10 protein-coding genes are annotated in these 13,953 nt (G+C 59.6%); 3 read left to right on the top strand and 7 right to left on the bottom strand.

Annotated elements, in window-relative coordinates:
* Positions 1 to 94 precede the first annotated feature (94 nt).
* The 3 genes from betA to betI all read right to left on the bottom strand — a co-directional run bounded on the left by betA (position 95) and on the right by betI (position 4,094).
* A complete protein-coding gene (betA, locus tag ACZZ0G_RS09380; RefSeq protein WP_463555973.1) occupies positions 95 to 1,795 on the bottom strand; it encodes a choline dehydrogenase in 1,701 nt (566 codons plus the stop codon).
* Between the two features lie 144 nt (positions 1,796 to 1,939).
* Positions 1,940 to 3,412: a betaine-aldehyde dehydrogenase gene (gene betB, locus ACZZ0G_RS09375; protein ID WP_463555972.1), complete on the bottom strand. Its 1,473-nt coding sequence runs from the start codon at positions 3,410 to 3,412 to the stop codon at positions 1,940 to 1,942.
* Between the two features lie 88 nt (positions 3,413 to 3,500).
* Positions 3,501 to 4,094: a transcriptional regulator BetI gene (betI, locus tag ACZZ0G_RS09370; protein WP_038363121.1), complete on the bottom strand. Its 594-nt coding sequence runs from the start codon at positions 4,092 to 4,094 to the stop codon at positions 3,501 to 3,503.
* 429 nt (positions 4,095 to 4,523) lie between these two features.
* On the opposite strand from betI, the gene betT reads away from it, so the two are divergent.
* The gene (gene betT, locus ACZZ0G_RS09365; protein ID WP_038363124.1) at positions 4,524 to 6,521 is read left to right on the top strand and encodes a choline BCCT transporter BetT; all 1,998 of its coding nucleotides are present in this window, start codon (positions 4,524 to 4,526) and stop codon (positions 6,519 to 6,521) included.
* Positions 6,522 to 6,770: 249 nt separating this feature from the next.
* Here betT and choV read toward each other — a convergent pair whose 3' ends face one another.
* From choV to ACZZ0G_RS09350, 3 genes are all read right to left on the bottom strand, one after another.
* Positions 6,771 to 7,949, bottom strand: a complete 1,179-nt coding sequence (gene choV / locus ACZZ0G_RS09360) for a choline ABC transporter ATP-binding protein (RefSeq protein ID WP_064119193.1) — start codon at positions 7,947 to 7,949, stop codon at positions 6,771 to 6,773.
* Positions 7,946 to 8,791, bottom strand: a complete 846-nt coding sequence (choW, locus tag ACZZ0G_RS09355) for a choline ABC transporter permease subunit (RefSeq protein WP_457464073.1) — start codon at positions 8,789 to 8,791, stop codon at positions 7,946 to 7,948. The genes choV and choW overlap by 4 nt, the downstream gene beginning before the upstream one ends.
* A gap of 66 nt (positions 8,792 to 8,857) precedes the next feature.
* Entirely contained in the window at positions 8,858 to 9,802 is a 945-nt protein-coding gene (locus tag ACZZ0G_RS09350; protein ID WP_064119194.1) for a choline ABC transporter substrate-binding protein, read from the bottom strand.
* A gap of 437 nt (positions 9,803 to 10,239) precedes the next feature.
* Here ACZZ0G_RS09350 and ACZZ0G_RS09345 point away from each other — a divergent pair, with 437 nt between their 5' ends.
* Together ACZZ0G_RS09345 and gbdR are read left to right on the top strand one after the other, a co-directional pair.
* Positions 10,240 to 11,616 (top strand): L-serine ammonia-lyase, encoded by a 1,377-nt coding sequence (locus ACZZ0G_RS09345; RefSeq protein ID WP_463555971.1) that lies wholly within the window; start codon positions 10,240 to 10,242, stop codon positions 11,614 to 11,616.
* 549 nt (positions 11,617 to 12,165) lie between these two features.
* Complete coding sequence (gene gbdR / locus ACZZ0G_RS09340; RefSeq protein WP_122604372.1) at positions 12,166 to 13,269, top strand: choline metabolism transcriptional regulator GbdR; 1,104 nt, start codon at positions 12,166 to 12,168, stop codon at positions 13,267 to 13,269.
* A gap of 98 nt (positions 13,270 to 13,367) precedes the next feature.
* Here the strand turns inward: gbdR and ACZZ0G_RS09335 are convergent, their stop codons facing one another.
* Positions 13,368 to 13,631 (bottom strand): hypothetical protein, encoded by a 264-nt coding sequence (locus tag ACZZ0G_RS09335; protein WP_016983943.1) that lies wholly within the window; start codon positions 13,629 to 13,631, stop codon positions 13,368 to 13,370.
* Positions 13,632 to 13,953 lie beyond the last annotated feature (322 nt).

The raw sequence follows: 13,953 nt of genomic DNA, 5'->3' as shown, positions 1-13,953 counted from the left end.
GCGTGGGAACGCCGCCATGGACGCTCTGCGTCCGCTGTGTGACGCAGAGCGTCACGGGATGCATTCCCACGCAGAGCGTGGGAACGACTTCAGGCTACTGAGCAGCCGGGGTGATATCACGCATCGGCTTGCCCTTCACTGGCGCATCGCCCGCGACATAGTAAGCAGCGGTGCTGCGCGGCAGCGGCTGGCGGCCACGGATCTTGTCGGCGATTTTCTCGGCGATCATGATCGTCGGCGCGTTCAGGTTACCGGTGGTGATGATCGGCATGATCGAGGCATCAACCACACGCAGGCTCTGCATGCCGTGTACGCGACCTTCGCCATCAACCACAGCCATCTCGTCGGTGCCCATCTTGCACGAGCAGGACGGGTGGAACGCGGTTTCGGCGTGCTCGCGGATGAACTTGTCCAGCTGCTCATCGGTTTGCACTTCAATGCCCGGGCTGATTTCGCGGCCACGGAAAGCGTCGAGTGCCGGCTGTTGCATGATTTCACGGGTCAGGCGGATGCCGTCGCGGAACTCCTGCCAGTCTTGCTCGGTGGCCATGTAGTTGAACAGGATGCTCGGGTGCTGGCGCGGGTCTTTCGACTTGGCCTGGATGCGACCACGGCTTGGCGAACGCATGGAACCCATGTGCGCCTGGAAACCGTGCTCTTTCACACCGTTGCTGCCGTTGTAGTTAATCGCCACCGGCAGGAAGTGGTACTGGATGTTCGGCCATTCGAATTCCGGACGGGAACGGATGAAACCGCCGGCTTCGAACTGGTTGCTGGCGCCGATGCCGGTGCCGTTGAACAGCCACTCGGCACCAATGGCCGGCTGGTTGTACCAGAGCAGCGACGGATACAGCGAAACCGGCTGAGTGCAAGCGTATTGCAGGTACAGCTCGAGGTGATCCTGCAGGTTCTCACCGACGCCCGGCAGGTCGTGCACCACCGGAATGTCGAGGGATTTCAGCAGTTCGGCAGGGCCGACACCGGAACGCTGCAGAATCTGCGGCGAAGCGATGGCGCCGGAGCACAGCAGCACTTCTTTGCGCGCTTTGACTTCAACGCGCTCTTCAGCCGAACCGACCAGGTAACGCACGCCAACCGCACGCTTGCCTTCGAACAGAATCTTGTCGGTCAGGGCGTGGGTGACGATGGTCAGGGTCGAACGCTTTTTCGCGGTGTCGAGGTAGCCACGGGCGGTGGAAGCACGACGGCCTTTCGGCGTCACGGTGCGGTCCATCGGACCGAAGCCTTCCTGCTGATAACCGTTCAAGTCTTCGGTGCGCGGGTAACCGGCTTGTACGCCAGCTTCAACCATGGCGTGGAACAGCGGGTTGTTGCCCGCCTTCGGCGTGGTCACGCTGACCGGGCCTTCGCCACCGTGGTAATCGTTCGGGCCGATGTCACGGGTTTCGGCTTTGCGGAAGTACGGCAGGCAGTCGAGGTACGACCAGTTTTCCAGGCCTGGCAGTTTCGCCCAGCCGTCGTAGTCCATCGCGTTGCCACGGATGTAGCACATGCCGTTGATCAGCGAGGAGCCGCCGAGGCCTTTGCCGCGACCGCATTCCATCCGACGACCGTCCATGTGTGGCTCTGGATCGGTTTCGTACGCCCAGTTGTAACGACGACCTTGCAGCGGGAACGCCAGGGCGGCCGGCATTTGCGTGCGGAAGTCGAAACGGTAGTCCGGGCCGCCTGCTTCGAGCAGCAGAACGGTGACGGCGTCTTCAGTCAGACGGGTCGCAAGTGTGTTACCTGCAGAACCGGCCCCTATGATGATGTAGTCGTATTCTTGAGTCATAAGTTCTCCTGGGGGAGCTACAAGCCACCAGCTTCAAGCTGCAAGAAAAAGCAGCGAGCTGTGGCTTCGAAATCGGGGAGGGCGGCAAACCCAAACTGCTTTTACTTGCAGCTTGAAACTTGCCGCTCGTAGCTGATCAGCTAATCAAAATACCGAAACGTACTCACCCAGTTCGACTTGCACGGACTTGATGCGCGTGAAGTTATTCAGAGAGCTGATCCCATTTTCACGGCCAACACCCGACTGCTTGTAACCGCCGACCGGCATTTTTGCGTCGGACTCGCCCCAGGCGTTGATCCAGCAGATACCGGCTTCCAGTTGATGGATCACGCGGTGTGCGCGGTTCAGGTCTTTGGTGACGATACCGGCGGCCAGGCCGAAGTCGGTGTCGTTGGCGCGGCGGATCACTTCTTCTTCGGTCTCGTAGGAGAGGATCGCCATGACCGGGCCAAAGATTTCTTCACGAACGATGGTCATGTCGTCGGTGCAATCGGTGAACACGGTCGGCGCGACGAACGCGCCTTTGGCAAATTCGCCGTCGGTCAGACGGTCGCCGCCGCACAGTACGCGGGCGCCTTGCTCTTTACCCTTGGCGATGTAGCCCAGCACGCTTTCCATGTGCGCGAAGCTGACCAGCGGGCCGAAGTTGGTGTTTTCGTCTTCCGGGTTGCCAACGCGGATGCGCGCAACGCGTTCAACGATCTTGGCTTCAAAAGCGGCTTTCAGGTGCGCCGGAACGAACACGCGAGTGCCGTTGGTGCAGACCTGACCGGAGCTGTAGAAGTTGGCCATCATCGCGGTGTCGGCAGCGCGATCGAGGTCGGCATCGTCGCAGATGATCAGCGGGGACTTGCCGCCCAGTTCCATGGTCACGTCTTTCAGCGACGAAGCCGAAGCGCTGGCCATGACTTTCTTGCCAGTGTCGGTGCCGCCGGTGAAGGAGATTTTTTCGATGCGCGGGTGCTCGGTCAGCCAGGTGCCGACTTCACGGCCGCTGCCGGTCAGGACGTTGAAAACACCGTTTGGAACGCCGGCTTCGGTGTAGATCTCGGCCAGTTTCAGAGTGGTCAGCGAGGTGACTTCGCTTGGCTTGAAGATCATCGCGTTACCGGCCGCCAGGGCTGGCGCGGATTTCCACAGCGCGATCTGGATCGGGTAGTTCCACGCGCCGATACCGGCGACAACGCCCAGCGGCTCGCGACGGGTGTAGACGAAAGAGGTGTCACGCAGCGGAATCTGCTCGCCTTCGATGGCCGGCACCAGGCCTGCGTAGTATTCCAGTACGTCAGCGCCGGTAACGATGTCGACGTACTTGGTTTCGGAGAAGGATTTACCGGTGTCCAGGGTTTCCAGCGCGGCCAGTTCATCGTTGCGCTCGCGCAGGATGTCAACGGCGCGACGCAGGATGCGCGAGCGCTCCATGGCGGTCATCGCGGCCCAGATTTTCTGGCCCTTTTCAGCGCTGACCACGGCGCGCTCGACGTCTTCCTTGGTCGCACGTTGCACCTGTGCGAGGACTTCACCGTTAGCCGGATTGATGGCTTCGAAGGTGGCATCGCTGCCGGCGTCAGAGTACGCGCCATCGATGTAAAGTTTTTGCAGTTCGAAACGGGCCATAGTGTCCTCGCAAGTGCATTGGTGGTTGGCGTTGACCACCGCGGTGAGGCTGCGGTGGCGTTCAGGGGCCGAGCGTTTTCTGTGTGCTCTAGCTCACCTTCTTGGCCAATTGGAAATCCATGTATTCGTAAGCGATCTGTTGCGCCTGCGCCGTGTCGAAAGCGTCTCCCGACAAAGCGCCGCGCAACCACAAGCCGTCAATCAACGCTGCCAGTCCTCGCGCTGCGCTGCGCGCATCTTCGAGCGGCAACACGCGGCGGAACTCGCAGCACAGGTTGGAATACAGACGGTGATCGTTGATCCGCTGCAACCTGTGCAAAGACGGCTGGTGCATGCTGGTGGCCCAGAAGGCCAGCCAGGTTTTCATTGCCGGGCCATTGACCTGGCTGGCGTCGAAGTTGCCTTCGATGATCACCTGCAGATGCGCCCGTGGGCTGTCATCTGCCAGCGCCTGACGGCGCGCGGTGACGCTCTCGCTGAGGGCAGTCATCAGATACCGCATCGTGGCGGCAATCAGGCCGTTCTTGTCCTGAAAGTAATGACTGATGATGCCATTCGAGACACCGGCCAAACGGGCGATCAGCGCAATGCTGGCGTCCCCCATTCCGACCTGATCGACCGCCTGCAATGTGGCTTCGATCAGTTGTTGGCGGCGGATGGGTTGCATACCGACCTTGGGCATCTTGCACATCTCCTTAGGCCTTCCGAGCGGCGAATCACGCCTATCGGATTGAGGGCCAGTCTATTTTGTTTTGATTGAACGTTCAATCAACAAAGAATAAGATCTGCGACAAATCGTCGCTGCCTACAGATTTTTCCTACGTGTAAGTGGCGATAAAACCGACATCCAAAAATGCTCGAAACCTGTATGGGGCATGGCGCGGTTCGCGATTCGATGGACGTGTTGAAAGGGCAAGACGCTCAGGGCCAGGTTTCGGATGAACGTCCGTCCACCTTCGGCCACGAAAGCGATTCGCAGCGCCATTTCGGCAGGTTCGGGCTTTTTTCGGGGTGTCTTTATATCACCCGCCGGTCGGCTGCCAACTAACCGATTGGTCGGGTTCCGTGTTGCCTTGTGTTCTTCTCTCGCACTGCCTGGAGCATTTGTGCCATGAGTTCTGCCTCGCTTATAAAGACCCCGCCCGAGAAGGTGACGGTCAACGGTTGGGTGTTTTACACCTCTACCGCGCTGATTCTGCTGTTGACCGCCATTCTGATTATCGCCCCGCAAGAGGCCGGCAGACTGTTGGGTATCGCTCAGGCCTGGTTGTCGCGCAGCTTCGGCTGGTACTACATGGTGGTCATCGCCGCTTATCTGGTATTTGTCGTCGGCCTGGCGTTTTCCTCGTACGGCAAACTCAAACTGGGCAGCAAGGACGACACCCCGGATTTCAGTTACGGCGCCTGGGCGGGGATGCTGTTCTCGTCGGGTATCGGTATTTCGCTGCTGTACTTCGGCGCGTCCGAGCCGCTGGATCACTATTTCAATCCGCCGGAAGGCGCATCGGCCAGCAACCTGGCTGCGCGTCAGGCGGTGCAACTGACCTTCCTGCACTGGGGCCTGCACGGCTGGGCGATCTACGCACTGGTCGGTCTGGCCGTGGCGTACTTTGCCTACCGTCATAACCAGCCGCTGGCCCTGCGCTCGGCGCTGTATCCGCTGGTCGGCGAGCGTTGGGTCAAAGGCGCGGCCGGTCATGCGGTGGACGGCTTCGGCATGTTCGTGACCCTGCTGGGTCTGGTGACGAACCTGGGGATTGGTTCGCTGCAAGTGTCGTCGGGCCTGGAAAACCTGTTCGGCATGGAACACAGCAACACCAACCTGTTGATCGTGATCATCGTGATGAGCACCGTGGCGACCATCGCTGCCGTGTCCGGCGTGGAAAACGGCATCCGTCGTCTGTCCAACCTGAACATCGTGCTGTTCAGCGGTTTGCTGATTTTCGTCTTGCTGTTCGGTCCGACTTTGCACCTGCTCAACGGCTTCGTGCAGAACATCGGTGACTATCTCAATGGCATCGTGCTGAAAACCTTCGACCTTTATGTGTACGAAGGCGACAACGCCAAGTCCGAGCGCTGGATGGGCCTGTGGACCCTGTTCTACTGGGCGTGGTGGATTTCCTGGGCGCCATTCGTAGGCATGTTCATCGCGCGTATCTCCCGTGGTCGTACCGTGCGTGAACTGGTCGCCGGCGTGCTGCTGATTCCACTGGGCTTCACTTTGGCCTGGCTGTCGATCTTCGGTAACTCGGCACTGGACCTGGTGATGAACCACGGCGCGGTGGAGCTCGGCAAGACGGCGCTGGAACAGCCGTCGATGGCGATCTATCAATTGCTTGAGCATTATCCAGCGTCGAAAGTCGTCATCGGTGTGTCGATCTTTGTTGGCTTCGTGCTGTTCCTGACCCCGGCCGACTCCGGTGCGGTGATGATGGCGAATCTGTCCTGCAAGGGCGGTAACGTCGACGAAGACGCGCCGCACTGGCTGCGGATCTTCTGGTCGGTGGTGATCACCCTGGTGACCATCGGTCTGCTGTTTGCCGGTAACTTCGAAGCCATGCAAACCATGGTGGTGCTGGCCGGTCTGCCATTCTCGGTGGTGCTGGTGTTCTTTATGTTTGGCCTGCACAAGGCGATGCGTCAGGACGTGCAGATCGAACAGGAGCAAGCGCAACTGGCGGAGCGCGGTCGTCGAGGTTTCAGCGAGCGTCTGACACAACTGGACCTGCAGCCGAGCCAATCGGTGGTGCAGCGTTTCATGGACAAGCAGGTCAGCCCGGCGCTGGAAGACGCCACCGCGCAGATGCGTGCGCAGGGTCTGGAAGTGCAGACGCTGTTGGGTAAATCCAAGCGTTGCATGGGCGTGCGCGTGGAGATGGAAGAGGGCAACCCTTTCGTCTACGAAGTGAGCCTGGACGGCTATCTGGCGACCCCGACCGAATCGGCGCAGTCCGATGAAGCGCGCCAGCGTTACTACCGCGCTGAAGTGTATCTGCACAACGGCAGCCAGGATTACGACCTGATGGGCTTCACGCAGGATCAGATCACGCGCGATGTGCTCGATCAGTTTGAAAGCCATCGGCAGCTCCTTGGCCGGGTGTATAGCTAAAGTCAAAAGCTTGCCCTCACCCCAACCCTCTCCCGGAGGGAGAGGGAGCTGACCGAGGTGTCTGGCGTTGTACATCGACCTGAAAGATCGAGTCGATTATGGATTCGGTGAAGCAAGATCAGGTCGGTGTAGATCTGCAGCATCCCCCGGTCGGTCCCCTCTCCCTCCGGGAGAGGGCTAGGGTGAGGGGCTTTTCCCTGACCCAATAAAAAAGGGATCGCTCACCGCGATCCCTTTTTTTATCCCGCCTTAACCGAGGTTCTTGCCCAGCAACGCGTGATACAACTCGCTGTCGCCCAGGATCCCCACCACATGATTGTCATCGTGCAGCACCAGCTTGTTGCCGGTCTGATAACGAATCTGCAGCGCATCACGCATGCCGATGTTCGAATCCACCAGCGTCGGCTTGCGCTCTAGGCCTTCAACCGCTTGCCCCGGTGCCCAGTTCTGCAGGTTCAACACTGAACCATTCTGCCGCGCACCCTTGATGGTGTTGCCCTCGGCCAGGTCCAGCCAGGAATCGCCGCCCGGGTCGAGACACACCGAACCGTTGATGCGTTTGCACTTGTCCAGTGTGCGCATCAGGCTGCGACCGCAAAGCACGTTGAGCGGATTGGTGTGCGCCACGAACGTACGCACATAGTCGTCCGCCGGGTTCAGCACGATCTCTTCCGGCACGCTGTACTGGATGATCCGACCGTCCTTCATGATCGCGATGCGGCTGCCCAACTTGAGCGCTTCATCGAGGTCGTGGCTCACAAACACAATGGTCTTGTTCAGCTTGCGTTGCAGTTCCAGCAGTTCATCCTGCAGGCCCTGACGGATCAGCGGGTCAAGCGCCGAGAACGGTTCGTCCATCAATAGAATGTCGGCGTCCATCGCCAGCGCCCGCGCTAGACCGACACGCTGCTGCATGCCGCCCGACAGCTCGTCAGGCTTCTTGTTGCGCCATTGGGTCAGGCCAACCAGTTCGAGTTTTTCATCAACGAGTTTCTTGCGTTCCTTCTCCGGGCGACCCTGCATTTCCAGACCGAAACTGATGTTCTCGCGCACCGTGAGCCACGGCATCAGGGCGAACTTCTGAAACACCATGGCGATGCGTTTGGTGCGCATCATTTTCAGCTCGGCCGGGGTGCAGGAGGCGATGTCGATCTGGCGGTTTTCATGCTCGACGAACAGCTTGCCGCGGCTCACGGTGTTGAGGCCGTTGATGCAGCGCAGCAGGCTCGACTTGCCCGAACCGGACAGGCCCATCAACACGCAGATTTCGCCTTTGTTGATATCCAGCGTGGCTTTTTCCACGCCGACAATCTGTCCGGTCTTCTTCAGGATCTCGTTGCGGGTCATGCCCTGATCCAGCAGCTTGAGCGCCTCGCGTGGATCCTTGGAGAAGATTACGTCGACGTCTTCGAAGCGAATTATGCTCATGCGTCACCCCCTACTTTAGCGTCGGGTTGTTTGCAGATACGGTCGAGCATGATCGCCAGCAGTACGATCGCCAGGCCCGCTTCGAAGCCCAGGGCGATATCAGCAGTGTTCAGTGCGTTGACCACCGGTTTGCCGAGTCCGTCGGCGCCTACCAGTGCCGCGATCACCACCATCGACAGCGACAGCATGATGCACTGGGTAATGCCGGCCGCGATGCTCGGCATGGCGTGAGGCAGTTCGATCCGTGAGAGCAATTGGCGACGCGAGCAGCCGAAGGCCTTGCCGGCGTCCATCAGTTCTTGCGGGACATCGCGGATGCCCAGGTAGGTCAGGCGGATCGGCGCCGCGATGGCGAATACCACCGTGGAGATCAGGCCCGGGACCACACCCAGCCCGAAGAGGGTCAGGGTAGGAATGAGGTAAACGAAGGTCGGTACGGTCTGCATCAGATCGAGTACCGGACGCATTAACGTGTAGAACATCGGTTTGTGCGCGGCGACGATGCCCAGCGGCACGCCGATGACCACGCAGACCAGGGTCGCGAACATGACCTGGGCGAGGGTTTCCATGGTTTCCTGCCAATACCCCAGATTGAGGATCAGCAGAAAGGAGGCGACCACAAACGCGGTCAGGCCCCACTTGCGTTGAATCAGATGGGCGATGATTGCAATCAGGCCAATCAAGACCAGTGGGTTGAACCAGGTCAGCGCAAACGTCACGCCGTGGATCATCGTTTCCAGGGTCACGGCGATTGCGTCGAAGGTGTTGGCGCCGTGTTGCGTCAACCATTCAACGAAGCCCGCGATGTACTGGCCTAAAGGTATTTTCTGATCGATCAGCATGGTAGTGAACGTCCGCATGCAAGGAAATAAACAGCCCGGGTGGGCGAACCCACCCGGCATAAGCGATTACTGAAGCTTGGCTTTCACGGCCTCCAGGCCAGGTTTACCGTCAATGGTGGTCACGCCAGCGAGCCAGGTATCGAGCACTTGTGGATTCTTTTTCAGCCAGGCCTTGGCGGCCGCGTCAGGCTTCATCTTGTCGTCGAGGATGTTGCCCATCAGTTCGCTTTCCATGTCGACGGTGAACTCCAGGTTCTTCAGCAACTGACCGACGTTGCTGCATTCCGCGGCGTAACCCTTGCGGGTGTTGGTCGCCACGGTCGCCGCACCGAAATCGGGGCCGAAGAAATCATCGCCACCGGTCAGGTATTGAATCTTGAAGCGCTTGTTCATCGGGTGCGGCGCCCAGCCGAGGAAGACCACCGCTGTGTCGCGTTTTTGCGCGCGATCCACTTGCGAGAGCATGCCCGCTTCCGAAGACTCGACCACTTTGAAACCGGCGGTCTTCAGGCCGAAGGCGTCCTTGTCGATCATGCTCTGGATCAGACGGTTGCCGTCGTTGCCAGGCTCGATGCCGTAGATCTTGCCGTCGAGTTCTTTCTTGAATTTGGCGATGTCGGCGAAGTCATGCAGACCTTTGTCATACAGGGCTTGCGGCACGGCGAGGGTGTACTTGGCGCCCTTGAGGTTGGTGCGCACGGTTTCCACGGTGCCGGCGTCGCGGTAGGCCTTGATGTCGTTTTCCATGGTCGGCATCCAGTTGCCGAGGAACACGTCCATGTTCTTGCCGTCGGCCAGCGACTTGTAGGTCACGGGCACGGAGATCATGGTGGTCTTGGTCTTGTAGCCGAGGGCGTTGAGGACAACGGAGGTGGTGGCGGTGGTCGCGGTGATGTCGGTCCAGCCGACATCGGAGAAGTTAACGGTACTGCACTGCGCCGGTTCTGCAGCTTGCGCCAGTAACGGCAGACTCAGCATGGCGGCCAACAACAACGACGGGGAACCTTTCATGGATGGACTCCTTGGTGTTTTTTTTGGCAGTGTTCCGACTGTGGACCACCGCACTTATAGGTTGCGGTTGGATGGCGTTCTGAAGACAGCTCTGTCACGGCGCCTTGCAATCGAGTCATAACGATCATGTACCAGTGAAAATCTGACGCCTACAGGGGGGGTCGTATCCAGTACAGGGATGGTCGCATCCAGTGTCAGTGACGTCGTTTACAGCTTTTTTCAGCCCCCAATGACCCTCTGAGCCGCATAAAAACGGCGAAAAACCGGGGCGAAAACGGCGCGGCGCTGGTGGACATGAGTGCGTCGGTGTCAGACGCCGTGCGTCCCGACAAAAGCCTGATGATGCCGGCATTCCGGCGGATCGCAGCTTGAGCGTAGCAGCTCCGCCAGCGGGCGCTTTTGCGCCCCGGACCGGCATCCTCAGGAGCTCTGCAGCAATGGCTATCAGCGTTTTCGACCTGTTCAAAATCGGCATCGGCCCTTCCAGTTCCCACACCGTCGGGCCGATGCGCGCGGCGGCGTTGTTTGTCGAGTCGTTAAGGGGCCAGCATCAACTGGAACAGGTGCGGCGGATCGAAGTGCAGTTGTTCGGTTCACTGTCGGCCACGGGCATTGGTCACGGCAGCGACAGTGCAGTGATCATGGGGCTGATGGGCGAGTGGCCGGACGCAATCGACCCGTCACAGATCGGCCCGCGTATCCAGGCACTGCGCGAAACCCACACGCTTTTACTGGATGGTCGTTTGTCGGTGCCGTTTGTCTGGGCGCGGGACATGCGCCTGATCGATGAAAACCTGCCGTTCCATCCCAATGCCATGACGATTGTTGCCGAAGGCGATCACGGTGAGTTGCATCGCGACACCTATTATTCGGTCGGCGGCGGTTTTGTCGTGGATCAAGCGCAGGCCTCCAGTGGCGTGGTCGATCTGGATCGCACTGAATTGCCTTATGACTTCTCCAGTGCGGTCGAGCTGCTGGAACTGTGCAAGAAGAACAATTTGCGCGTTGCCGAACTGATGCTGGCCAACGAAAAGGTCTGGCGCAGTGAAGAAGAGATCCGCGCCGGGCTGATGAAATTGTGGCGGGCGATGCAGGATTGCGTCGAGCAGGGCCTCAAGCACGAAGGCATCCTGCCCGGCGGGTTGAATGTGCGGCGGCGCGCGGCGAAGTTGCATCGCAGTCTTCAGGAGTTGGGTAAGCCCAATGTGATCGGCTCGACCTTGAGCGCGATGGAGTGGGTCAACCTGTTTGCACTGGCGGTTAATGAAGAAAACGCGGCCGGTGGGCGCATGGTCACGGCGCCGACCAATGGCGCGGCGGGGATCATCCCGGCGGTGTTGCACTACTTTATGAAGTTCAGCGAAGCGGTGACGGACGCCAACGTGGTCGACTACTTCCTCGGTGCGGCGGCGGTGGGGATTCTGTGCAAGAAGAATGCTTCCATCTCCGGTGCCGAAGTTGGCTGTCAGGGTGAAGTCGGCTCGGCGTGCGCGATGGCGGCGGCGGGGCTGGCGGAGATTCTTGGCGCCACGCCAGAGCAATTATGCAACGCGGCGGAAATTGGTCTGGAGCATAACCTTGGGCTGACCTGCGATCCGGTCGGCGGTTTGGTGCAGGTGCCGTGCATCGAGCGCAATGCGATTGCGGCGGTGAAAGCGATCAACGCGGCGCAGATGGCGTTGCGTGGTGATGGTCAGCACTTTATTTCGCTGGACCGGGTGATCCGCACCATGCGCGATACCGGCGCCGACATGCATGACAAATATAAAGAGACTTCGCGGGGTGGGTTGGCGGTCAGCGCGGTTGAGTGCTGAGTCAGTGACACCGAGGTGAATTCTTCGCGAGCAGGCTCGCTCCCACAGTAGATCTCCAGTGAACACAAAATGTGTGAACGCCAGGGCCCAATGTGGGAGCGAGCCTGCTCGCGAAGGGGCCAGACCAGTCAAAATTGCTCATCAAGTGAACACAGACAATAAATCACGCCACCTTTTAGCGCGTCGCAAACAGATAAGAGTCTTTCCCACCTGTTACATACGATCCGCGCCCCGACCGTCCGTCACCCGTGCTTGCGGTGACACTCCCCACAAACGGCGCGCAGGCCAGTTCCCACAAGTGCTACCGATTTGCTCACACCCATCTGAGCCGCGCATTCCCCGCCGCTGATGGCACTTCGAAATACCTTTCGTCGGACGTCTCGTATAGACACGTCGCGACGTCGTTTTCAGGAGTTATTGAACGGCCATCCAATTTTAGGCATGGCAATTGCTCTGTCATAACAAAGCCCGTCTCCCACGCGAGAACGATGGCAATAACAAGAGCCTCCGCCTGAGGCCATCACCCGCTTTGTGTGAGGAGATACCGCGATGACGACGTTCAACTCCGGGGCCCAACCCCAGAACCGTGCGCCTCAATCCATCGGCTTTCTGCTGCTGGACAATTTCACGCTGATTTCTCTGGCCTCCGCAGTAGAACCCCTGCGCATGGCCAACCAATTGTCCGGTCGCGAGCTGTATCGCTGGAGCACCCTCACCGTCGATGGCGGCCAGGTGTGGGCCAGTGACGGTCTGCAAATCACCCCCGACGCTTCCATGCACAAAGCCCCGCCACTGGACACGGTGATCGTCTGCGGCGGCATCGGCATTCAACGCACCGTTACCCGTGAACACGTCTCGTGGCTGCAAAGCCAGGCGCGTCAGTCCAAGCGCCTCGGCGCCGTGTGCACCGGCAGTTGGGCTTTGGCCTGTGCTGGCCTGCTCGACGGTTTCGATTGCAGTGTGCACTGGGAGTGTCTGGCAGCGATGCAGGAAGCTTTCCCGCGCGTGGCCATGAGCACCCGTTTGTTCACCCTCGACCGTAACCGCTTCACCAGCTCCGGCGGCACCGCGCCGCTGGACATGATGCTGCATCTGATCAGCCGCGATCACGGCCGTGAACTGTCCGCCGCGATCTCGGAAATGTTCGTCTACGAACGCATCCGCAACGAGCAGGATCACCAGCGCGTGCCGCTCAAGCACATGCTCGGCACCAATCAGCCGAAACTGCAGGAAATCGTCGCGCTGATGGAAGCCAATCTGGAAGAGCCGATCGATCTGGACGAGTTGGCGGTGTACGTCGCTGTGTCGCGTCGACAGCTGGAGCGGCTGTTCCAGAAATACCTGCACTGCTCGCCATCGCGTTACTACTTGAAGCTGCGCCTGATCCGCGCCCGGCAGTTGCTCAAGCAGACGCCGATGTCGATCATCGAAGTGGCTTCGGTGTGTGGCTTCGTCTCGACGCCGCACTTCTCCAAGTGCTACCGCGAGTACTTCGGCATTCCGCCGCGTGACGAGCGCGTAGGCTCCAACACCACCCAGCAAGTGGCGATGCTGCCGCTGCCGCAGGCGATCGTGATGTCGCCGCTGTCGGGGCCGATGTCGGCGTTGAGTCAGGCGCGCAATGAGTCGACGTTTGCCAGCGTGAGGCTCTGATAAGGATCGTTCCCACGCTCTGCGTGGGAACGCAGCCCGGGACGCTCTGCGTCCCAAAAGGCCGAACGCGGAGCGTGGGAATGATCAGGTGAGCAACGTCAGGCGCTATGGCTTTGCTGGTAGTCCGCCAGTGCCGGCAACAACTGCTTGTCGATCGCCTGACGCACCGCCGGCTGGATACTGGCGCCGCTGGTGTACATGTCCTTGACCATCTTGCGCAGTTCAAACGCGCGAACATTATCCAGACCGCGCACTGCGCACTCGCACGCCTGATCGGCGGTCGTGCCACTGGGGACTTGAATGCCCAACGCCTTGAGCTGGCCCAACAAATCTTCCTGATCGATCAAATCGGCATACATCATGACGCGCATCCTTCTTCAATAACGGAGGTCGTGGCTCGATTCTGGTAGCCATGCCGGGGCACGGCAAGGGCGATTTGTCGCAGTGGCTGCGACGGCTATGAACAGGTCGTTTTCGGCTAACTCACCGCTCAAGGGAGTGGGCACACTGAACTCAGCTTGCAACACGAAGGTTTGGTCACCCTCGCACGGCAGCTCCTCAAAAGTACCCTCTGCCCCGATCCTGTCACGGCTGGTATCGGGGCTTTTTTTGCCTGTGAGTCAGATAGTGTGGTGGTGACTGATCTGACGCCATCGCGAGCAGGCTCACTCCTACAGTTGAAAT

It is taken from the genome of Pseudomonas sp. AC169 (assembly GCF_979258515.1).
Note: the sequence above shows the minus strand (reverse complement) of the source record. Positions and strands in the feature narration are given on the sequence as shown.

What these genes read in the sequence shown, in the direction of transcription:
- betA (WP_463555973.1), bottom strand. Translation starts at nt 1,795, where the DNA reads ATGACTCAAGAATACGACTACATCATCATAGGGGCCGGTTCTGCAGGT.
- betB (WP_463555972.1), bottom strand. Translation starts at nt 3,412, where the DNA reads ATGGCCCGTTTCGAACTGCAAAAACTTTACATCGATGGCGCGTACTCT.
- betI (WP_038363121.1), bottom strand. Translation starts at nt 4,094, where the DNA reads ATGCCCAAGGTCGGTATGCAACCCATCCGCCGCCAACAACTGATCGAA.
- betT (WP_038363124.1), top strand. Translation starts at nt 4,524, where the DNA reads ATGAGTTCTGCCTCGCTTATAAAGACCCCGCCCGAGAAGGTGACGGTC.
- choV (WP_064119193.1), bottom strand. Translation starts at nt 7,949, where the DNA reads ATGAGCATAATTCGCTTCGAAGACGTCGACGTAATCTTCTCCAAGGAT.
- choW (WP_457464073.1), bottom strand. Translation starts at nt 8,791, where the DNA reads ATGCTGATCGATCAGAAAATACCTTTAGGCCAGTACATCGCGGGCTTC.
- ACZZ0G_RS09350 (WP_064119194.1), bottom strand. Translation starts at nt 9,802, where the DNA reads ATGAAAGGTTCCCCGTCGTTGTTGTTGGCCGCCATGCTGAGTCTGCCG.
- ACZZ0G_RS09345 (WP_463555971.1), top strand. Translation starts at nt 10,240, where the DNA reads ATGGCTATCAGCGTTTTCGACCTGTTCAAAATCGGCATCGGCCCTTCC.
- gbdR (WP_122604372.1), top strand. Translation starts at nt 12,166, where the DNA reads ATGACGACGTTCAACTCCGGGGCCCAACCCCAGAACCGTGCGCCTCAA.
- ACZZ0G_RS09335 (WP_016983943.1), bottom strand. Translation starts at nt 13,631, where the DNA reads ATGATGTATGCCGATTTGATCGATCAGGAAGATTTGTTGGGCCAGCTC.